Consider the following 20220-nt stretch of genomic DNA (forward strand, 5'->3'; position numbering starts at 1 on the left):
AAGGCGCGGGAGGTGGAAAATCCGACGGATGATTCTGCGCGACGTTCGCGTCGTCGACGGGAACGGCGAGCGCTTCGAGGAGGCGTCGCTCCGGTTCGACCCCGACAGCGGTCGCGTCGAGGCGGTCGGGGACGTCGACCCGCGCGAGGGGGAACCGGCGTACGACTGCCCGGGCAGGACCGTCGTGCCGGGGCTGGTCGACGCCCACGTCCACTTCTCGCTGTCGGGCGAGGCCAGCGTCGACGACGCGGTGGCGATGAGCGACGCCGAACTCGTGTTGACCGAGGCCAGGAACGCCCGCGAGACCCTCGAAGCCGGCGTCACGGGGGTCCGGGCGATGGGCGCGCGGGACCTCGACGTGGTGCTGGCCGAGCGGGTGGCCCGGGGCGACCTGCCCGGCCCCCGGATGGTCGCCAACTGCCGGTCGATCACCATCACCGGCGGGCACGGCCACCACCTCGGCCGGGAGGTCGACGGGCCGACCGAGTGCCGGAAGGCGGTGCGCGAGCAGGTCAAGCGCGGCGCCCGGTTCATCAAGTTCATGGCGACCGGCGGGGTCACGACGCCCGGCACCGACCCCGACAAGCCCGCGTTCACCCAGGAGGAGATGGACGCGCTGGTCGACGAGGCCCACCGCCGGGGCGTCCACGTCGCGACCCACGCCCACGGCTCGGAGGGCGCCCGGGCCGCGATACGGGCCGGCGTCGACACCGTCGAGCACGGCACCTTCCTCGACGAGGCGACCATCGACCTGCTGGTGGCCGAGGACGTCTCGCTGGTGCCGACGCTGTCGGCGCCCTACCGCATCGTCCGGAACGCCGACCACGTCTCCGACGAGGCGGTGCAGAAGACCAACGACGTCTACGAGCGCCACATCGAGTCGTTCGGCGCCGCGGTCGAGGCTGGCGTCGACATCGTGGGCGGGACCGACGCCGGCACGCCGTTCAACTACCACGGCGCGAACGCGACCGAACTGTCGTTCATGGTCGAGTACGGGATGGATCCCTGCGACGCGCTGGTCGCGATGACCGGCCGGGCGGCCGAGGTCATCGGCCTCGAGGACGCCGGCGTGCTCGAACCCGGCGCCTACGCCGACTTCCTGATGCTCGACGAGGACCCGCTGGAGGACATCGGCGCGGTCCGCGACCCCGAGACCGTCGTCAAGGGCGGCGAGGTGGTCGCCGGGACGGCGCTCGACCGGCTCGCGGAAGGCGAATAGCGGCGACCCCGGCCGGGTCAGTGCGCGAACAGCAGAATCCGGTCGGTCTCCCGGACGACGCAGAACCGGCCCTCGGGCGGATTGAAGCTGTTGTACCGCTTCTCGGAGACGAACAGGTCGGAGAACGGCTCCTCGCAGGCCGGGCAGTCGAGGTCCTCGCGGTTCTCCCAGTGCCGGGTGTCGCCGGTGTCCCTGTGGAGCTTCAGGGCGTGGCGGTGGTCGTGGACGTCGAATCGTTCGCCGGACATGGCCGGGGCTTCTCGGCCGGCCTATTTCGTCGCTTCGCTCCACTGCTCGCGGGTGACGGTGTAGCGGTGGACGTCCACCGGTCCGTCGGGGCTGACGCCCCCGTTCCGCAGCAGCCCCTCGCGCTGGCCGCCGTGGGCCGCGACGTACTTCTCGATGGCCCGGCGGGAGTTCTCGTTGCCGTCCTGGTGGGTGACCGCGACGACCTCCAGGTCGAGGCGGTCGAACGCGACGTCCATCAGGGCCGCCGCGCGCTCGCCCGAGTAGCCCCGGCCCCAGAACGGCTTGCGGAGCCAGGTCCCGAGGGTACCGGTCCGGCGGTCCCAGTCGGGGTGGAGGCCGGCCGCGCCCGCGATTTCGCCGCCACGGGAATCACCGTCTGCACCCTCCACCGCTCCGCCCTCCTCGTCCTTCGTGCGGACGACGTAGCTCGCGTCCTCGCCCGCCTCCCACGCCTCCGCCCGGGATTCGAGGAACTCCAGGGTCTCCTTCGGGGTCGCGTGGGGCTCCCACGTCAGGTACTCGGTGATCTCCTCGATGTGGGGATTGTGACGCGAGGCGTGCCGGTAGAACGCCAGCACGTCGACGTACTCCGGCGTGAGCGGTTCGAGGACGAGCCGGTCGGTCTCGACGCGCTCGGGGAACAGGCCGCGGTCGCTCATCGGGCGGCCTCCGCGTCGCGCTCCGGCGACATGCTCGAAGCGTCGGAGGCCCGGACCAAAAGCGTTGTCCGGGCGTGCGACCGGTTCGCAGGGGATCACAGCGCGTCGATCGTCCAGCGGCCGAGCGTGGCCGCGAGCGCGACCAGCCCCTCCGGTCGCGTGAGCCGACCTCTGGTGGCCAGCAGCGCCACGACGAACGCCGACAGCGCGACCAGCCAGACCGCCGCGTCGAACGCGACCGGCGACACCGACAGCGGGCGGACCACCGCGGCGGTTCCCAGGATGCCGAGCACGTTGAAGACGTTGCTGCCGAGCAGGTTCCCCGCCGCGATGTCGCTGTTGCCCCGGCGGGCCGCGACGACGGAGGCCGCGATCTCCGGCGTGGAGGTGCCGACCGCCACCACCGTCTCGCCGATCGCCCACTCGGAGACGCCCGCGAGCCGCGCGAGGTCGGTCGCCGACGAGACGAGGAAGTGCGCGCCGACGAGGATCACCGCCAGTCCGCCGACCGCGAGCGCGGCCGACCGGAGCGTGGACCGCTCGACACCGCCGTCGGCGGTCGCCGCGCCCGGCGAGGGGCCGACCGCCACGGGCGTCGAGCTTTTGCCGGCGTCGCCCGCAGCGTCGTCCGGGCGCTCCTTTGCAGCGTCGCCCGGACTGCCGCGGGCGAGCAGCCACCCGACGTACCCGGCGAGCAGGGCGACAAGCACCGCCCCTTCGGTCCGGGCGACGACGCCGTCGCGGACGACCGCGGCAGCCAGCACCGCCACCGCGACCACGACCGCCCCGTCCCGGCGGACCATCGCGCGCGAGGCCGGGACCGGGTTGAGGAGGCCGACGAGCGCCAGCACCACGCCGACGTTGAAGAGGTTCGACCCGACGACGTTGGCCACGGCGACGTCGCCCGCGCCGACGAGCGCCGCGTCGACCGACGTCGCGAGCTCGGGCGTCGAGGTCCCGAACCCGACGACGGTGAGCCCCACCACCAGCTCCGACAGCCCGGCCCGGCGGGCGATGCGCGCGGCGTTCTCGACGAGGAGCTTCGCCCCGACCCAGAGCGCGCCGACGCTCCCGGCGACCAGGGCGAGGTCGACCGCGACGGCGCTCGCGTCAGCCATGTCAGTCGCCTGCGGTCGCTCTCATTTCTCGGCTTCGGTCTCGGGCGGATCGGTCGTCTCGACGCGCTCGCGGAGCCAGTCGGTCGCGGCGGCGACCGCCTCCGGGTCGGTCCCGGTCACCTTCAGCCGGCCGGGCGTCGACCCCACGCCGGGGTAGCTCCCGACCGCGGCGTCGAACCGCTCGCGGACCGCGTCGAGCCGGTCGCCGAGCGCGCCCTCTGGCTCGGGCGTGTAGAGGGTCTCGGAGACGACGTCGCCGCCGAAGTCCCCGGCCACCAGCTCGAACATCGCCTTCATCTCGTCGGGGATGCCGGGCAGGACGTAGACGTTTTCGACGACGCAGCCGGGCGCCCACCCCGCGTCGGTGGTCAGCGGTCGGCAGCCCTCGGGGAGGGTCGCCGCGGCGTCGAGGTCGAGGTCGATGTCGTAGTCCGCTGCGAGTTCGGGGTTCTCCTCGCGGAACTCCCGGGCCCTCTCCGCGAGGCGGTCGCGCTGGTCGGGGAACACCGCGAGCTCCAGGCCGAGCCCGTCGGCGACCCCCTCCATCGTCACGTCGTCGGGCGTCCCGCCGATACCGCCGGTCGCGATCACCGCGTCGAACCGGTCGGCCCACTCCCCGACGTAGTCGGCGATGACCGCCCGGTCGTCGGGCACGGTCAGGATGCGCCTGACGCTGCCGCCCCGCTCGTCGATGCGGTCGGCCAGCCACGAGGCGTTGGTGTTCACGGTGTCGCCCGCCAGGATCTCGTCCCCGACCGACAGGACGGCGATGTCCATGGTCGGTCTCTGGCCCGTGACGGACTTATCGGTGTCGGCGCGTCGGGGCCCGGGGGCGTCGGTGTCGGCGCCGACCGCCGTCAGCCGTCGCGTCGCACTCACGACCACTCCGCGACCGGCTCTCCGGTCCCCGCCCGGCGCACGTACTCGGTCTGCATCTCCCGGACGGCCTCGTCGAACGGGTCGCCCGCGTCGAGGCGGTCTGCGACCCGGGCCAGCTTCCACCGGCTCGGCGTCGTCCGCTCGGTCCAGCGGGCCTCGAGCGGCCCGAGGAACTCGTCGACGGTGTCCGACGAGACGCCCCGGTCCCGGAGGCCGCGGCGGGCGAACTCGAACAGCTCCCCGTAGATGCGCGTCCGGTCCGAGGTCCGGTCGCCGTCGGCGGTGACCCACGCGAGGTCGGCGTCGAGCCCGTTCTCGACCGCCGCGTAGAAGCTCCGCTCGGCGGCGTCCCGGTCGAGGGTCGCGAGCGGGTGGTCGGCCGCGCACAGGCCGTGGACGAGTCCGGCGACCAGGCACTGGAACCCGACGTTCTCCGCGACCGTGGGCTGGGTCGGCAGCGGGCGGTACTCGATGCGGACCGACCACTGGTCGCCGCCGTCGACCGGCTGACCGCCGATGACGGCCCGGAGCCAGCGCCAGTAGGTCCCGCGCTTGTGGTCGAGCTCCCAGTACCGGTCGGCGAACGTCTCGCGGTCGCCGTCGGCGAGCCACTCCCGGAGGAAGGGCGCGCACGTCGGGTCGGCGACCAGCCTGCCGACGCAGTCCTCGACGCTCCGGATGTCGTGGGGGAAGCGGACCTTCTCCCACGCCGGGTTGATGGACTGCTCGAACGCCGGGATCCGGAGCTCGTGGTACGTCTCGTCGAGGAGGCGGTCCGGCTCGTCGGCGTCGTACAGGTCCGGCGGTAACAGCGGCGAGTTCGTCGCCAGCGCGAGCACCGGACCGAGCGTCCGGAGGGCGGTGTTGTAGTAGTCGGGGAACTCGGCGACGTCCGGAACCTGGACGTGGGGCTGGATCGAACTGGCGAGCGACTCGAACAGTATCGAGGGGAACTCGCGGTCCGCGCCCGGGACCGAGAAGGTGAGCGTCCCCCCGGTTCGGGACAGGACGTCGTTGTCGATCGCGGAGTATCGCGCCGAGGCCGTCATGTTCTCGGCGAGGGTCACCCCGTCGCACTCGCGCACGTCGGACAGGTAGTCGCGGCTCCCTCCCGGCGGCGGAATCGTCCACATGGCGTCCAGGACGATCTCCGTCCCCTCCCGCCCGGCGGTCCGCCGCGCGTTCCGGACGTCCTCGCGGAGCTGGGCCGCCTGTGCCGCGATCCCCTCGTCGTCGAACGACGTCGGGTCGGTGTGGAACTCGACGTTCTGTCGCCCGAGCTCCCGCTCGCAGCGCCCCTCGAACACGGCGTCCGGAACCCGGGCGAGCCGGCCGTCCCCGTCGACGGCGTAGGCCTCGAGCTCCAGTCCGAGGGCGAAGTCGGGGTTGTCGAACCGCCCCGCGCCGAGCGCGTCGGCGACCCGGTCGGCCTGCTCGTCGACGCGGCGGTCGAACTCCTCGCGCGTGTCGTCCCGGAGCGACCGTTCGACGAGGTCGGTGGGCCCCACCATCAACCGGACACACCGCGTCCAGACGCATAGAAGTAGGGTTCGAACAGCTGTTCCCGGGCCACGCTCCGCCGACGCGGCGCGTCGGTCGGCGTCTCGGAGGACGCGGTAGATGGACGTAGTTCGTCGGAGTCTTAGATGGGTGACCTCGTAAATGTGGGGAACTTTCTTGGTTTTGCCCACCGGACTAGAACGCATGTCCGACGCGACGCTCGACGACCGCGGGCGGCTGACGTTGCCGAAGGAGCTACGGGAGCGATACGGCGACCACTACCGCATCGTGGAACTCCACGACGGCATCAAGCTGATTCCCGTCGCGGACGACTCGCTGGACGCGCTCAGGGACGAGTTCAGGGACGTCGAGAAGACGAGCGGGGAGCTGCGCGAGGAGGCCCGCGAGGCGGCGCTGGACGAGGCCGGTCGATAGATGTACGTCGAGACCGACTTCCTGCTCGCGTTAATCAAGGACGAGGACTGGCTCGGCGGGGCCGCCGAAACAGTGTACCGCGACCACGAGGACGAACTGTGGACCTCGCGGTTCGCCCTGGTCGAATTGCTACTCGTCGCCTACCGAGAGGACCGAAACACCGAGCGAGTCGTCGCGAACGCCGCCAACCTCGTCGAGGTTCGAGGAGACGCGGACACGGTCGTCGCGGCGGCGACGTACGTTGAGGACCACGACTTCACGCCGTTCGACGCGCTCCACCTCGTCGAATCCGACGGGGACACCATCGTCTCTAGCGACGAGACGTACGAGTCGTTCGCGCCCCGCCTCGACCTGACGACCGCGGACAGAGAGTAGCGCTCCGCAACCACTAAACGCCGCTCGCACCTACCTCCGGCCAATGACCGACTGGACCGAGAAGTACCGGCCCTCCTCGCTCTCGGAGATCCGCGGGAACAACAAGGCCCGCGACAAGCTGAGGGAGTGGGCCGAGACGTGGGAGGACCACCGCGACGCCGTCATCGTCCACGGCAGCCCCGGCGTCGGCAAGACCTCCGCGGCCCACGCGCTGGCCAACGACATGGACTGGCCGACCATCGAACTGAACGCCAGCGACACCCGGACCGCCGACGTGGTCGAGCGGCTCGCCGGCGGGGCCGCCCAGAACCGGGCGCTGACCGGCGGCGCCGGCGGCCGACAGCTCGTCATCATGGACGAGGCCGACAACCTCCACGGCAACGTCGACCGGGGCGGCTCGAAGGCGATCACCGAGGTGGTGAAGGACGCCGGCCAGCCGATGATCCTCATCGCCAACGAGTTCTACGACATGTCGAACACGCTCCGGAACGCCTGCGAGACCATCGAGTTCCGGGACGTCTCGGCGCGGTCCATCGTGCCCGCGCTCCGCCACATCTGCAACGAGGAGGGCGTCGAGTACGAGAAGGAGGCCCTGGAGGCCATCGCCGAGAAGAACGCCGGCGACCTCCGGTCGGCGGTCAACGACCTCCAGGCCATCGCCGAGACCAGCGAGACGCTCACCGCCGCCGACGTCGACGTCACCGGCGAGCGCGACCGGACCAGCGGCATCTTCGACTTCCTCGACGTGCTCTTCAAGGAGGAGGACGCCCGCGGCGCGCTCCAGGAGTCCTACGACGTCGACGAGACGCCCGACGACCTGCTCAACTGGGTCGAGGACAACGTCCCGAAGGACTACGAGGGCGAGGAGCTGGCGATCGCCTACGAGTTCCTCGCGAACGCCGACAAGTGGCTCGGCCGGGTCCGGGCAACCCAGGACTACTCGATGTGGCGGTACGCCACCGACAACATCGCGGCCGGGGTCGCGGCCGCCCGCGACGGCGACAAGGGCGGCTGGACCCGGTACGGCCCGCCGAGCTACTGGCGGAAGCTCGGCAGCTCGAAGGCCAACCGGGCCAAGCGCGACTACGTGGCCCGGAAGATGGCCGAGGCCGAGGGCGTGAGCATGTCCACCGCCCGGCGCGAGATGCTGCCGTTCCTCGCGGCGATGACCCACCACTGCAAGGACCGCGAGCTCACCGTCGCGATGGCCGCGAAGTACGACCTCGACGAGGAGCACGTCTCGTTCGTCACCGGGTCGGGCAAGGACACCAACAAGGTCCAGAACGTCGTCGAGGAGGCCCAGCGGCTCCGGGAGGAGGCGGCCGTGGAGCACTCCGGGGGCGCGTTCGCGGGAAGTCACGGCGCGGACCGAGACGGAGCCGGCGGAGCCGACTCCGACGGGGACGCCGAGGCGGCAGCGTCCGCGGGGACAGAGGCCGACGCGGAGGCCGACGCCGGCGGCGACGACGGCGACGACAGCCAGGCCGGACTCGCCGACTTCAGCTGAGGCCCGACCGGGTATCGCGGGCCGCCGACCGACCGCTCACCGCGGCGGCCACACCATGATCTCGCCGTCGCTGCGGACCGTGACGTCGTGGCCCTCGTACTGGAACGTGATCGAGGTCTCGGTCTCGCGGTCGCGCATGGACGCGACGAACTCGTGGAGCGCGTCGGGGTCCATGTACTCGTAGAGGGGCGCGAGCTCGGTCACCGACTCGCCGGTGGCCCGCGAGATGGCGCAGGTGATCGCCGAGTCCAGCGTCTCGGTGCCGGACCAGTCGGCCTGCATGCGCAAGGGTGTCTCGCTGTCGTACTCGACCGCGTCGACCGTGTGCGTTTCCGTCTTCGACATGGTATCTCGCCACTTCCACCCATGGCGGACAGGTGCTTGAAGCCCCCAAACGCTGAAAGCCGATTGCCGGGCCTGGGTCCGGGTTGGCGCCGAGTTAACCCGGATTAAGCGACCCAACCCGCGACTACTCGGAGTAACGTCGCCCTACCGCCGAGAAACGAGCCGTGGAAGCCCCGCGAGCGCGGTAAGCTCCCCCAAAACGACGCAACCCCTTTTTCCTTGCGCCACGCACGTACGCGACGAATGGGGGCGCGACAGTTCGCAGCGTCGCTCGCCGCGGCCCTCTGTCTCGCGGCCGCGGTCGGCGCGGCGGTCGGCGGGGCGTCCGGCGCCGCCGACCGCGGAGCGACCGCAGACGCGACGCAGGCCCGCTTGCAGCAGGTGACGCCCGACACGGTGGTCCTCGACGTCCGGGTGTTCGAGAACGGCACCGCGGCGTGGCAGGTCGTCTACCGCACGCGGCTCGACGACCCGGACACGACCGCGGCGTTCCGGAGCTACAAGGCCGACATCGAGCGCAACTCGACGAAGTACAGCCGGCAGTTCGTCGGCCGGATGAACACCACCATCCGGAGCGCCGAGAACGCCACCGGCCGGGAGATGCGGGGGACCAACTACTCGGTCCGGGCCGAGATCCGGGAGTTCCCCCAGCGGTACGGCGTGGTCGTCTACTCGTTCCGGTGGCACGGGTTCGCCGCGGTGTCGGGCGACCGGCTCCGCATCGGCGACTCGCTGTCCGGACTCATCCTCAACGAGAAGACCCGGCTACTGGTGAAGTGGCCCGAGGGGTACGAGGCCACGGAGATCCGGCCCAAGCCCGAAACCGGCTACGAGAAGCGCGAGCACGCGGTCATCTGGAACGGTCCCATCACGTTCGCGGGCAACGAGCCCCAGATCGTGCTCGACGCGCCCGGCGCCGGCGGGTTCGACGTCCCGTGGGTGCCGCTCGCCGCGGCGGCGGGGACGCTCGCGGTTCTCGCGGCGCTGCTCGGCGGCGGGGCGTGGCTCTACCGCAGGCGGTCCGAGTCCGACGGCGACACCGGCGGCGACGAGCCGCCCGAGGACCTGCTGAGCAACGAGGAGCGGGTGCTCCGGCTGCTCGAGCGCCGGGGCGGTCGGGTCAAGCAGAAGGCGGTCGTCGACGAACTGGGCTGGACCGAGGCCAAGACCAGCCAGGTGGTCGGCAGCCTCCGGGAGGAGGGCAAAATAGAGAGTTTCCGGCTCGGTAGGGAGAACGTACTCGCGCTCGCCCGGGAACGGCAGCAGTCCTGAACCGCCCTTAATTCGGCTAAATCCGGGTTCAGTAACGGCGGCTTATTGGCCCTGGCGTCCGTGGAAACGACGTGATGAAACCGAGCGTGGTCCTGCTGGCGAGTCTCGTCGCCGTAGTCGGCGCGACGGGCGTCGTCGCGGCGGACGGCGGACAGGGAGCGGCCGTCGGACGGGAGTCGGTCGTCGAACGGGAGTCGCCGGTCCAGCACGGGAGCCAGTCGTGGCCGGGCGGCGACGGGCAGACCAACGAGAGCAACGGGACGAGCGTGTCGCCGGGCCAGCAGCTCGCGGGCGCGGTCGGGGCGCAGGGCGCGTCGCTCGGCGGGGAGCTCTGGAACCGGACGCTCGCCGACCGGCTTTCGAACGCGACCACGCCGGGCGAGCGCGCCGCGGTCGTCGCCGACGAGAACGAGACGCTGACCGAGTACATCGAGCGGCTGGCGGGCGTCCGGGCGAATCTCACCGAGGAGTGGGCCGACGGCGACATCTCCGAGGGGCAGTACCGCACCTCGCTGGCGGCGTTCGTCGTCCGGGCCCGGACCGCCGAGCTCCGGGCCAACCAGACCGCCCGGGCGGCCGCGAACCTGTCGGCGTCCGTCCGCGAGCGCTACGGCATCAACGCGACCCACGTCCGGCACCTGGCCGACCGCGCCCGCGCGCTCTACCAGTTCGACGGGCCCATCGGCAGCCAGGTCGCGAACGAGACGCTGGCCACTCAGCGCGCGCTGGTCGCCGGCAACGGGACCGTGCTGGCCGGGGCGAACCGGACGGCGGGGTGGCCGACGGAGACGGCCGACCCGTAGCGGGTCGCCCCGGGCCGGCGCGCGAGACCGCCCCGACTCAGTACGGGACGACCTCGAAACCCTCGGGGAGGACGAACCCGAGCACGAGGAAGAGCAGGCCCGCGAGGGTCGCGGTGATGACCGCGTAGGGGATCTGGGTCCGGACGTGGACGAGGTGGTCGCTCCCGCTGGTCGAGGACGCGAGCACCGTGGTGTCCGAGATAGGCGAGGAGTGGTCGCCGAAGATGCCGCCGCTGAACACCGCCCCGAGCACCAGCGGGAGGTTCGCGCCGGTCGTGAACGCCACCGGGATGGCGATGGGGAACATGATGCCGTAGGTCGACCACGAGCTCCCGTCGGCGAAGCTGATGCCCGCGGTCGCGAGGAACAGCAGCAGCGGGATCAGCCCGGCCGGGACGCCCCGGAACCAGTCGGTGACGAAGTCCGAGATGCCGAGCACGGTGACGCTGTTCTGGATGGAGGAGGCCAGCGTCAGGATGAGCGCCGCCAGGAAGATGCCCTTGAACCCCCGGACCATCGCGTCGGTGGCGTCGTCGTTGCTCGGGATGTCGCCCCGCAGGCGGTAGAGCACCGCCGCGACCACGAGCGCGGCGGTCGCCGCCAGGCCGAGCCTGACGCCGCCGATGTTGAACGCCCACGGGCCGGTGGGAGGCACCAGCAGCTCGTAGCCCCCGAGCGCGAACAGGCGGTTCGAGGCCTCGCCGGGGACGTACAGCACCGGGCTGCCGCGCCAGAACATCGCGCCCAGCCCGACCAGGATCATGGTGGCGACCGGGACGGCGAAGTTGCGCCAGTCGGGGTCGGCGGTCGGCGACACCTCGTACTCGTCGATCTCCTCGGAGATCATGGGGTCCTGGTCGGGACCGACCACGCCGCCGCCCGACCGGGCGCGCTCCTCCTCGCGGGCCATGCCGAAGATGTTGGGGAATACCTGCCAGGCGACCAGCGCGGCGATGACCAGCGCGATCCACGAGTAGAAGCCGAAGAAGAGGCTGTTGAAGAACAGCGGCCAGATCTCGGCCGTGACCGCCTGGGGACCGTCGCTGCCGGCCCGGACGAAGGTGTTCAACGTCTGCGGGAGCACGTTCTGGCTCGCGGCGGCCTCGAGCCCGCCGCCGATGAAACCGATGAGCGCCGCGCCCCACGTCGAGTAGAAGGCGAGTCTGGCCGCCGGGCTCCCGGCCGAGTCGACGTAGTAGGCCAGCTTCGCCCGCGAGACGTCGTACTTGTCGGTCAGCGGGCGCATCATCGAGCCGACCACGAGGCAGTTGAAGTAGTCGTCGATGTGGACCGCCACGCCGGCAATGTAAGCGGCCTTCTCGGCGTCCGCCGGGGAGTCGGCCCACTCCGCGAGGGCCTCCAGCACGCCCTGGATCGCGCCGGCCCGGATCATCAGCCCGATCATCCCGCCGATGGCGAAGATCGCGAGCAGGACGTTCTCGACGTACCAGGCGTCGCTGAACAGCGGCGCGGTCGCCACCAGCGTCGGGATCAGCTTGAGTCCGAACAGCGCCCCGAGCGCGTTGCCGAGTGGCGTCCCCACGAAGTCCGGGGGCACCCCGACCGCGTCGGCGCCCGGTCGGAGGGCGCCGTATATCGGCCCGGCGCTCGCCACGCCGACGAACAGCCCGATGAGCGCGTCGCGCGTCGTCCACGCCAGCGTGATCGCCAGGATGGCCGGAACGAGCGACCAGACGCCGGCGTCGATGCTTTCGAGAGCCATCTACCCCGACAGTGGCGGGTTGCGGGGGAAAGGAGTTTCGACCGAGAGAAACCTTCTCGGACCCGAATTTCAGGGAATCCAACGGGTGGAATCGGGACGTCCGACGGGCGCCGGTCGAGGCTACAGCACCCGGCCGAGGAACTGCTGGGCCCGCTCGGTGCTCGGACTGTCGAAGAACTCGGCCGGCGGCCCCGTCTCGACGATCCGGCCGTCCGACATCAGTACCACCCGGTCGCCCACCTCGCGGGCGAACCCCATCTCGTGGGTGACGACGAGCATCGTCATCCCCTCGTCGGCCAGTCCGCGCATCACCTCGAGCACCTCGCCGACGAGCTCGGGGTCGAGCGCCGAGGTGACCTCGTCGAACAGCATCACCTCGGGGTCCATCGCGAGCGCGCGGGCGATGGCGACCCGCTGCTTCTGGCCGCCCGACAGCTCCGCGGGGTACGAGTCCATCTGGTCGCCCAGCCCGACCTCCTCGAGCAGGTTCTCGCCGTTCTGACGGGCCTCGGCCTTCGAGAGGCCCCGGACCCGGACGGGCGCGAGCGTCACGTTCTCCAGGGCGGTCTTGTGCGGGAAGAGGTTGAAGTGCTGGAACACCATCCCGACCTTCTGGCGGAGCCGGTTGACGTCCACGTCGGGCGCGGTGATGGCCTCGCCCGCGATGCGGACCTCGCCGTCCTGGATCTCCTCGAGCCGGTTGACGCAGCGCAGCAGCGTCGACTTCCCGCTCCCGCTCGGGCCGACGATGACCACGACCTCCCGGTTCTCGACCGCGAGGTCGACGTCCTTGAGGACGTGGGCGCTGCCGAAGTACTTGTCCACCCCGTCGAACTCGACCATCGGTACGTCGGTGGCGGCGTCGGTTCTCGCTCCGAGCGTGTCCGTCGTGTCACTCATCAGTGGTCACCCCAGTTGAGCCAGTCGCGCGGTTCGTCGTCTTCGTCGTCGCCGGACCCCCACTCCGCGCGGGCCTCGAAGTACCGCACGGTCCGCATGAGCGGGAGCGTGATGATGAGATAGGAGATGGACACCAGCACGATGGGGGTCCAGGCGTCGAACTGGTTGGAGTTGATGTTCCGGAACACGCTGATGATCTCCGGGATGGCGATCACCGTCAGCAGCGACGTGTCCTTGACGAGGATGACGAGGTCGTTGCCGATGGCCGCCAGCGCGTTGCGCGACGCCTGGGGCAGGATGACCTCGCGCATCGCGTCGACGTACGACATCCCGAGCGACCGGGCGGCCTCCATCTGGCCGTCGGGCACCGCGTTGATGCCGCCCTTGACGGCCTCACCGGTGTAGGCGGCGTGGTTCAGCGTCAGCCCGATGATGGCCGCCGCGAAGCTCCAGTTGGTGACCGGGAACGGGCCCCACGACGCCGGCCAGAGCTGCGGGATGCCGAGGTAGATGATGAACAGTTGGAACAGCAGCGGCGTCCCCCGGAAGAACTCGACGTAGGCGGTGGCGATCGACTGCGTGAGCGAGGTGCGCGACACCCGCCCGAGCCCGACGAACACCCCGCCGATCAGCGCGAGCACGCTGGAGATCAGCACGATCTGGATGACCAGCAGCGTCGCGTCCACGAACCGCGGCCACACCGCCATCAGGAGCTCGTAGTCGACGAACTCCAGCAGGATGTAGCCGATGAACGCGAAGATCGCCACCGTGAACGTCACCGCGACCGCCAGCCCCGCCAGCTTCACCCGTCGGTCGGTGAGGACCCCGTCCTCAGTCGGTTGTTCTACGGTCGTTTCGTCTTGGTATGTTCCAGCCATTGCGAACCAATGTTTGTCAAGGAGAGACCGATAGCCAAAAATCGCTCGTTCGTCCGGCGCTACTCGAAGTACTCGGCGTAGATCTCGTCGTACCGACCGCTCTCCTTGATGGCGGCCAGCGCCTCGTTGACCTGCTTGCGGAACTGGTCGTCGTCCTGGCGGAACGCGATGCCGTACTCCTCGACCGTCAGCGTCAGGTAGTCCGGGGCGTTCTTGCCCTGCTCGGCCGCCTCGCCCTCGCCCTCCAGGAAGACCACGCTGTCACGCTCGGAGACGTACTGGGCGTTGACTGTGTTGTCGTTGATGACCGCGACCGCCTGGTTGTTCAGCAGCGCGTTGAACGCGCCGGTGATCTGGTCGTAGCTGTCGATGGTGAGGTCGCCGTCGAACTGCTTCTTGAGGTCCTCGGCCGCGGACTGGCCGGTGGTGCCCTTCTGGACCGCGACCGTCTTGCCCTTGAGGTCCTCGAGCTTGGAGATGCCGCCGTTCTTCCGGATGGCGACGGTCTGGTACGCCGTGAAGTAGGGGTCGGAGAAGTCGACCTTCTTGTCGCGCTGGTCGTTGATCGTCATCGCGGACATGATGATCCGGAAGTTGCCGTTGTTGAGGCTCGGGATGATGGTGTCGAAGCTGGTCTTCTTGAACTCGTGTTCGAGCCCCATCTCCTCGCCGAACACCGCCCGGGCGATGTCCACGTCGAACCCGGTGAGCTCGCCGCTCGTGGTCCGGTACTCGAACGGCTTGTACGGGATGTCCGAGCCGATGACGAGCGGTTCCTCGACGTCGTACTGGCTCGTCGTCTCCGCGGCCGTCGTCTCGTCGGACGCGTCCGCGGTCGTGGTCCCGTCGGACGACTCGGTCGTGGTCTCGCCGCCCCCGCTGCCGCCGCCGAGGCAGCCCGCGAGCGTCAGTCCGCCGGCGACGGTGCCGGTTCCCTTGACGAACGTGCGTCGTTTCATACCTGTCCACAGCTCACTTTACACATATGAAGGTGTCCCTTTCGTTCCGTACATTCACGGAAAAGCGTCCGGAATCGAAGCCCGAACGTGGCAGTCAGACCACAATAGTCCGATGGACCTGCAAAAATTGCGTCGGCCTCAGCTGTCGGTCGCGTTCCCGGTCGTGGTCTCGCCGCCGGTCGCCGTCCCGTTCATCGCCGTCGTCCCCGGCGCGGGCCGTGCGCGCGCGAGGATACTCGCCGGCGGATTCCCGGGGAAGAACTCCCTGTAGATCTCCTCGTACCGGCCGCTCCCGATGACCGCGTTGAGCGCCTCGTTGACGCGCTTGCGGAACTGGTCGTCGTCCTGGCGGAACGCGATGCCGTACTCCTCGACCGTCAGCGTCAGGTAGTCCGGCGCGTTCTTGCCGCGCTCGGCCGCCACCCCTTCGCCCTTGAGCAGGACGATGTTCTCCTGCTCCTGGGTGTACTGGGCGTTGACCGCGTTGTCGTTGATGACCGCGACCGCCTGGTTCCGGAGCAGCGCCTGGAACGCGCCCGGAATCTGGTCGTAGCTGTCGATGGTGAGGTTCCCGTTGAACTGCTTCTTGAGTTCCTCGGCCGCCGCCTCGCCGGTGGTGCCCTTCTGGACCGCGACCGTCTTGCCCTTGAGGTCCTCGAGGCTCTGGATGTCGCTCCCCTTCAGGATGGCCACCGTCTGGTAGGCCACGAAGTACGGGTCGGAGAAGTCGACCTTCTGGTCGCGCTGCTCGTTGATGGTCATCGCCGACATGATGATCCGGAAGTTGCCGTTGTTGAGGCTCGGGATGATGGTGTCGAACCCGGTGTCCACGAACTCGTACTGCATCCCCATCTCCTCGACGAAGATGGCCTCCGCTATCGCCGGGTCGAACCCCGTCAGTGTTCCGTCCTGCGTCCGGTACTCGAACGGCTTGTACGGGATGTCCGAGCCGATCCGGACGGTCTGCTGGTCCTGCGCCCCGGAGACGCCCCCGAGCGCGAGACCGCCGACGATTCCTGCGCTCCCCTTGACAAACGACCGCCTGTCGATGTCCATGTGTTTTCCCCCGAACTCACGACTACGCGATACCACATAACCGTTGGGACGAAACGCCCAAATTCGGAGGATAGAGGCGCTAAAATCAGCGTCAGTCCGGGGTCGGACGGCTCGCGGTCGCGGCTCAGTCGCTCGGGTAGCCCGCGGCCGACTCGGTCGAGCGGGCGTCGGGCGTCCCTTCGGCCTCGTAGGACCACAGCGTCGTCGCCAGCAGCGCCCCGAAGATGATCAGCGCGGCGGCGTGGTGGGCGACCTGGACCAGCGGCGTGTAGACGAAGACGGTCGCGCCGCCGAGCACCATCTGGAGCGGCGTGACCGCGAGGGCGAGCGTCGCGGCGCCCCGGATGCGCTTCTCGCCGGTGTACTTCCACGCCCCAGCCGCGGTCCCGAGGATGAAGAAGCCGGTGATCATCGCGATCAGGCGGTGGAACCACTCGACGAAGCTCGGGAACGACTGCGGGATCAGGCCGCCGTCGCAGAACGGCCACTGGGCCGAGCAGGACAGCCCGGCGCCCATCGCCGCGGTGTAGACGCCCAGCAGGATGAGCGCGAACGTCAGACCGGTCGTGGCGGCCGCGAGGTGGCGGAACCGGACCATCAGCGCGCACCTCCCGACGCGAGTCGGAGCGTGTGGTGTTGCACGGTTGGAACTCCCCTTATCGGACGTTTCGGCCGGTCGTACTTAGGTCTGTTCGACTGCGCCCGGGCCGGAGAGACGTGACGTGTCATCGAGCGTGTGCCCGACAGAGAACCGGCGTGGCGCGACGCCGCCACGGACGAGCGGGAGTCGACGGGGCGACCGTCAAGAATCTCCGAACCCGCGTCCTTGAAGGCGGTCGGTACCCATCCACCGGGCATGACCAAGCAGGAGCGCCTCGACGCCTACCTCGCGGAGCACGACCTCGAAGCCGTCTGGTTCGCCCGGCCGAACTCCTTCGCGTGGCTCACCGGCGGGAGCAACGTGGTCGACCGCGAGGGCGACGTCGGCGAGGCCGCGGTGGGATACGACGGCGACGGCCTCGAAGTCGTGACGAACAACATCGAGGCCGACCGCCTCCGCGAGGAGGAGCTTCCCGACGATACTCCGGTCACCGAGTACGACTGGTACGCGGAGTCGCTGGGCGAGGCCGTCGCCGACCACAGCCCCGAGCCGGCCGCCGCGGACTTCGACGCGCCCGGGCTGTCGTCGGTCGACGCCTCGCCGCTGCGCCAGCCCCTCACCGACGAGGACGTCGAGAAGTACCGCGACCTGGGCCGGCAGACCGCCGAGGCGCTCGAAGCCGTCTGCCGGGAGCTCCGGCCCGGGGACAACGAGGCGGAGGTCGCCTCCGCGCTCCGGGTCGCGCTCTCGGCGCGGGGCATCGAGACACCGGTGGCGCTGGTCGGGGGCGCCGAGCGCGCCCGGAAGTACCGCCACTACACGCCGACCGACGCCGAGCTCGGCGAGTACGCGCTGGTGTCGGTCACCGCCGAGCGCGACGGCCTCCACGCCAGCGCGACCCGCACCGTGGCCTTCGAGTCCGAGATGGCCGACGCGGACCTGAACGAACTCGGCGAGCGCCACCACGCCGCCCGCATCGTGGAGGTGACCGCACTGGGCGCCACGAAGGCCATCGCGGGGCTCTCGGGCGACCCGAGCAGCGTCTTCCAGGCGGTCCAGGCCGCCTACGAGCACCTGGGCCACCCCGACGAGTGGGAGCGCCACCACCAGGGCGGCGCGGCCGGCTACGCGGGCCGGGAGTGGATCGCGACCCCCGAGATGGCCGAGTCGGCAGCGGTCACGACGCCGATGGCCTACGCGTGGAACCCGACGGTGCAGGGGGCGAAGAGCGAGGACACGGTGCTGGTAACCGAAGACGGCTTCGAGGTGCTGACCGACACCGGGCGGTGGCCGACCAGCCCGGTCGACGCCTACGACTACGACGCCATCATCGAGCGGCCCGACGTGCTGGTACAGGAGGAAGAAGGCGGAGTAGACGACCGGGCGTGAGACGCGGTTGATTTCGACAGCTGACGAAAGCAAATTCGACGCGTTCGAGTAGCTTTTTGTGCCCGGGCGCGGTTGGCCCGACCATGGGAATCGACGAGGACTCACTCGACTACCACCGGTCGGAGCCGCCGGGGAAGATCGAGATCTCCACGACGAAGCCGACGAACACCCAGCGCGACCTCAGCCTGGCGTACTCGCCCGGCGTGGCCGCGCCGTGCCGCGCCATCGACGAGAACCCCGACGACGCCTACCAGTACACCGCGAAAGGGAACCTGGTCGGCGTCGTCTCGAACGGGTCGGCGGTGCTGGGCCTGGGCGACATCGGCGCCCAGGCGTCCAAGCCCGTGATGGAGGGCAAGGGCGTGCTGTTCAAGCGCTTCGCCGACATCGACGTGTTCGACATCGAGCTCGACCAGGAGAGCGCCGAGGACATCATCCGGACGACCAAGGCGATGGAGCCGACGTTCGGCGGAATCAACCTCGAGGACATCAAGGCGCCCGAGTGCTTCGAGATCGAGGAGACGCTCCGCGAGGAGATGGACATCCCGGTGTTCCACGACGACCAGCACGGCACCGCCATCATCTCCGGGGCGGCGCTGCTCAACGCCGTCGACATCAACGGCAAGGACCTCGAGGACCTCGAGATCGTCTTCTCCGGGGCCGGCGCGTCGGCCATCGCGACCGCCCGGTTCTACGTCTCGCTGGGCGCCCGCAAGGAGAACATCATCATGTGCGACTCCTCGGGCATCATCACCGAGAACCGGGCCGAGCACGGCGACGTCAACGAGTACAAGGCGCAGTTCGCCCGCGACATCCCCGAGGGCGACCTCGAGGACGCGATGGAGGGCGCCGACGTGCTCGTCGGCCTGTCGGTCGCGGGCATCGTCTCCCAGGAGATGGTCCGGTCGATGGCCGACGATCCGATCATCTTCGCGATGGCGAACCCCGACCCCGAGATCCCCTACGAGGAGGCCAAGGACGCCCGCGACGACACGGTCATCATGGCGACCGGCCGGTCGGACTACCCCAACATGGTCAACAACGTGCTGGGGTTCCCGTTCATCTTCCGGGGGGCGCTCGACGTCCGCGCGACCGAGATCAACGAGGAGATGAAGATCGCGGCCGCCGAGGCGCTGGCCGATCTCGCCAAGCAGGACGTGCCCGACGCCGTGGTGAAGGCCTACGGCGACCAGCCGCTCCAGTTCGGGCCGGAGTACATCATCCCCAAGCCGCTGGACCCCCGCGTGCTCTTCCAGGTCGCGCCGGCCGTGGCCGAGGCCGCGATGGAGAGCGGCGTCGCCCGGAGCGAGCTCGACACCGACGAGTACGTCGAGACCCTCGAAGCGCGGCTCGGCAAGTCCCGCGAGATGATGCGGGTCGTCCTCAACAAGGCCAAGTCCGACCCCAAGCGGGTCGCGCTGGCCGAGGGCGACGACGAGAAGATGATCCGGGCGGCCTACCAGATGCAGGAGGAGGGCATCGCCAACCCGGTGCTCATCGGCGACGCCGAGAGCATCGAGGCGACCGCCGCCGACCTCGGGCTCGACTTCGACCCCGAGATCGCCGACCCCGCGGACGCCGACCACGACGAGTACGCCCGCCGGCTCTACCAGCTCCGGCGGCGCAAGGGGATCACCGAGAGCGAGGCCGAGGACCTGGTCCGGAAGGACAGCAACTACTTCGCGAGCGTGATGGTCGAGCGGGGCGACGCCGACGCGATGCTGACCGGGCTGACCCACCACTACCCCTCGGCGCTCCGGCCGCCGCTGCAGGTCGTCGGGACGGCCGAGGACGCCGACTACGCCGCGGGCGTCTACATGCTCACGTTCAAGAACCGGGTCGTCTTCTGCGCCGACGCCACGGTCAACCAGGACCCCGACGAGGACGTGCTGGCCGAGATCACCCGCCACACCGCCGAGCTCGCCCGGCGGTTCAACGTCGAGCCCCGCGCGGCGATGCTGTCGTACTCGAACTTCGGCAGCGTCGACAACGAGGGCACCCGCAAGCCGCGCCAGGCGGCCGAGCGGCTGCGCGCGGATCCCGAGGTCGACTTCCCGGTCGACGGCGAGATGCAGGCCGACACCGCGGTGGTCGAGGACATCCTGAACGGCACCTACGAGTTCTCGGAGCTCGAGGAGCCCGCGAACGTGCTCATCTTCCCGAACCTCGAAGCCGGCAACATCGGCTACAAGCTGCTCCAGCGGCTCGGCGGCGCCGACGCCATCGGCCCGATGTTGGTCGGCATGGACAAGCCGGTCCACGTCATCCAGCGCGGCGACGAGGTCAAGGACATCGTGAACCTCGCGGGCGTGGCGGTCGTCGACGCCCAGCAGGACGAGTAAGTTCTGCGAAC

The 20220-nt window shown here is 70.0% G+C and carries 20 protein-coding genes; 8 read left to right on the plus strand and 12 right to left on the minus strand.

The genetic code is table 11. The annotated features are described in order from the left end of the window. Positions 1-28: 28 nt before the first annotated feature. On the plus strand, positions 29-1219 hold the full coding sequence (locus tag ACQUQF_RS02340) for an amidohydrolase family protein (protein WP_435175333.1): 1191 nt from the start codon (positions 29-31) through the stop codon (positions 1217-1219). A 17-nt stretch (positions 1220-1236) separates the two neighbouring features. On the opposite strand, the gene ACQUQF_RS02345 is transcribed toward ACQUQF_RS02340, so the two are convergent. The 5 genes from ACQUQF_RS02345 to ACQUQF_RS02365 all read right to left on the minus strand — a co-directional run bounded on the left by ACQUQF_RS02345 (position 1237) and on the right by ACQUQF_RS02365 (position 5635). Then, positions 1237-1467, minus strand: a complete 231-nt coding sequence (locus tag ACQUQF_RS02345) for a DUF7385 family protein (protein ID WP_435175334.1) — start codon at positions 1465-1467, stop codon at positions 1237-1239. A 21-nt stretch (positions 1468-1488) separates the two neighbouring features. After that, the gene (locus tag ACQUQF_RS02350) at positions 1489-2112 is read right to left on the minus strand and encodes a GNAT family N-acetyltransferase (RefSeq protein ID WP_435177585.1); all 624 of its coding nucleotides are present in this window, start codon (positions 2110-2112) and stop codon (positions 1489-1491) included. A 110-nt stretch (positions 2113-2222) separates the two neighbouring features. Further along, positions 2223-3245: a sodium:calcium antiporter gene (locus tag ACQUQF_RS02355; protein ID WP_435175336.1), complete on the minus strand. Its 1023-nt coding sequence runs from the start codon at positions 3243-3245 to the stop codon at positions 2223-2225. Positions 3246-3266: 21 nt separating this feature from the next. Then, positions 3267-4022 (minus strand): competence/damage-inducible protein A, encoded by a 756-nt coding sequence (locus ACQUQF_RS02360; RefSeq protein ID WP_435175338.1) that lies wholly within the window; start codon positions 4020-4022, stop codon positions 3267-3269. A 98-nt stretch (positions 4023-4120) separates the two neighbouring features. Next, entirely contained in the window at positions 4121-5635 is a 1515-nt protein-coding gene (locus tag ACQUQF_RS02365; protein ID WP_435175340.1) for a hypothetical protein, read from the minus strand. Positions 5636-5828: 193 nt separating this feature from the next. On the opposite strand from ACQUQF_RS02365, the gene ACQUQF_RS02370 reads away from it, so the two are divergent. From ACQUQF_RS02370 to ACQUQF_RS02380, 3 genes are read left to right on the plus strand one after another with little or no spacing between them, the layout of a single operon-like run. Further along, entirely contained in the window at positions 5829-6059 is a 231-nt protein-coding gene (locus ACQUQF_RS02370; RefSeq protein ID WP_435175341.1) for an AbrB/MazE/SpoVT family DNA-binding domain-containing protein, read from the plus strand. Beyond that, positions 6060-6434: a PIN domain-containing protein gene (locus ACQUQF_RS02375; RefSeq protein WP_435175343.1), complete on the plus strand. Its 375-nt coding sequence runs from the start codon at positions 6060-6062 to the stop codon at positions 6432-6434. 43 nt (positions 6435-6477) lie between these two features. Beyond that, positions 6478-7941 (plus strand): replication factor C large subunit, encoded by a 1464-nt coding sequence (locus ACQUQF_RS02380; protein ID WP_435175345.1) that lies wholly within the window; start codon positions 6478-6480, stop codon positions 7939-7941. Positions 7942-7977: 36 nt separating this feature from the next. Here the strand turns inward: ACQUQF_RS02380 and ACQUQF_RS02385 are convergent, their stop codons facing one another. Further along, positions 7978-8286 (minus strand): HalOD1 output domain-containing protein, encoded by a 309-nt coding sequence (locus tag ACQUQF_RS02385; protein WP_435175346.1) that lies wholly within the window; start codon positions 8284-8286, stop codon positions 7978-7980. Between the two features lie 243 nt (positions 8287-8529). Between ACQUQF_RS02385 and ACQUQF_RS02390 the strand changes: the two genes are divergently transcribed. Together ACQUQF_RS02390 and ACQUQF_RS02395 are read left to right on the plus strand one after the other, a co-directional pair. After that, complete coding sequence (locus ACQUQF_RS02390) at positions 8530-9558, plus strand: helix-turn-helix transcriptional regulator (RefSeq protein ID WP_435175348.1); 1029 nt, start codon at positions 8530-8532, stop codon at positions 9556-9558. A 74-nt stretch (positions 9559-9632) separates the two neighbouring features. Next, positions 9633-10361, plus strand: a complete 729-nt coding sequence (locus ACQUQF_RS02395; RefSeq protein ID WP_435175350.1) for a DUF7096 domain-containing protein — start codon at positions 9633-9635, stop codon at positions 10359-10361. A 37-nt stretch (positions 10362-10398) separates the two neighbouring features. Here ACQUQF_RS02395 and ACQUQF_RS02400 read toward each other — a convergent pair whose 3' ends face one another. The 6 genes from ACQUQF_RS02400 to ACQUQF_RS02425 all read right to left on the minus strand — a co-directional run bounded on the left by ACQUQF_RS02400 (position 10399) and on the right by ACQUQF_RS02425 (position 16475). Next, on the minus strand, positions 10399-12084 hold the full coding sequence (locus tag ACQUQF_RS02400; RefSeq protein WP_435175352.1) for a Na+/H+ antiporter NhaC family protein: 1686 nt from the start codon (positions 12082-12084) through the stop codon (positions 10399-10401). Positions 12085-12204: 120 nt separating this feature from the next. After that, positions 12205-12984, minus strand: a complete 780-nt coding sequence (locus tag ACQUQF_RS02405; protein ID WP_435175354.1) for an amino acid ABC transporter ATP-binding protein — start codon at positions 12982-12984, stop codon at positions 12205-12207. Further along, positions 12984-13862 carry an amino acid ABC transporter permease gene (locus ACQUQF_RS02410; RefSeq protein ID WP_435175356.1) on the minus strand — a complete coding sequence of 293 codons (879 nt, stop codon included), beginning with the start codon at positions 13860-13862 and terminating at the stop codon, positions 12984-12986. The genes ACQUQF_RS02405 and ACQUQF_RS02410 overlap by 1 nt, the downstream gene beginning before the upstream one ends. Before the next feature lie 59 nt (positions 13863-13921). Further along, on the minus strand, positions 13922-14821 hold the full coding sequence (locus ACQUQF_RS02415) for a transporter substrate-binding domain-containing protein (RefSeq protein WP_435175358.1): 900 nt from the start codon (positions 14819-14821) through the stop codon (positions 13922-13924). A gap of 138 nt (positions 14822-14959) precedes the next feature. Continuing rightward, positions 14960-15871 (minus strand): transporter substrate-binding domain-containing protein, encoded by a 912-nt coding sequence (locus tag ACQUQF_RS02420; RefSeq protein WP_435177587.1) that lies wholly within the window; start codon positions 15869-15871, stop codon positions 14960-14962. Between the two features lie 130 nt (positions 15872-16001). Then, on the minus strand, positions 16002-16475 hold the full coding sequence (locus ACQUQF_RS02425) for a COX15/CtaA family protein (RefSeq protein WP_435175360.1): 474 nt from the start codon (positions 16473-16475) through the stop codon (positions 16002-16004). A 258-nt stretch (positions 16476-16733) separates the two neighbouring features. On the opposite strand from ACQUQF_RS02425, the gene ACQUQF_RS02430 reads away from it, so the two are divergent. Beyond that, positions 16734-17867, plus strand: a complete 1134-nt coding sequence (locus ACQUQF_RS02430) for a M24 family metallopeptidase (RefSeq protein ID WP_435175362.1) — start codon at positions 16734-16736, stop codon at positions 17865-17867. 83 nt (positions 17868-17950) lie between these two features. Continuing rightward, positions 17951-20209 carry an NADP-dependent malic enzyme gene (locus ACQUQF_RS02435; protein ID WP_435175364.1) on the plus strand — a complete coding sequence of 753 codons (2259 nt, stop codon included), beginning with the start codon at positions 17951-17953 and terminating at the stop codon, positions 20207-20209. Positions 20210-20220: the final 11 nt, after the last annotated feature.

This window comes from Halorussus sp. AFM4 (assembly GCF_051194995.1).
Classification (GTDB): Archaea; Halobacteriota; Halobacteria; order Halobacteriales; family Haladaptataceae; genus Halorussus.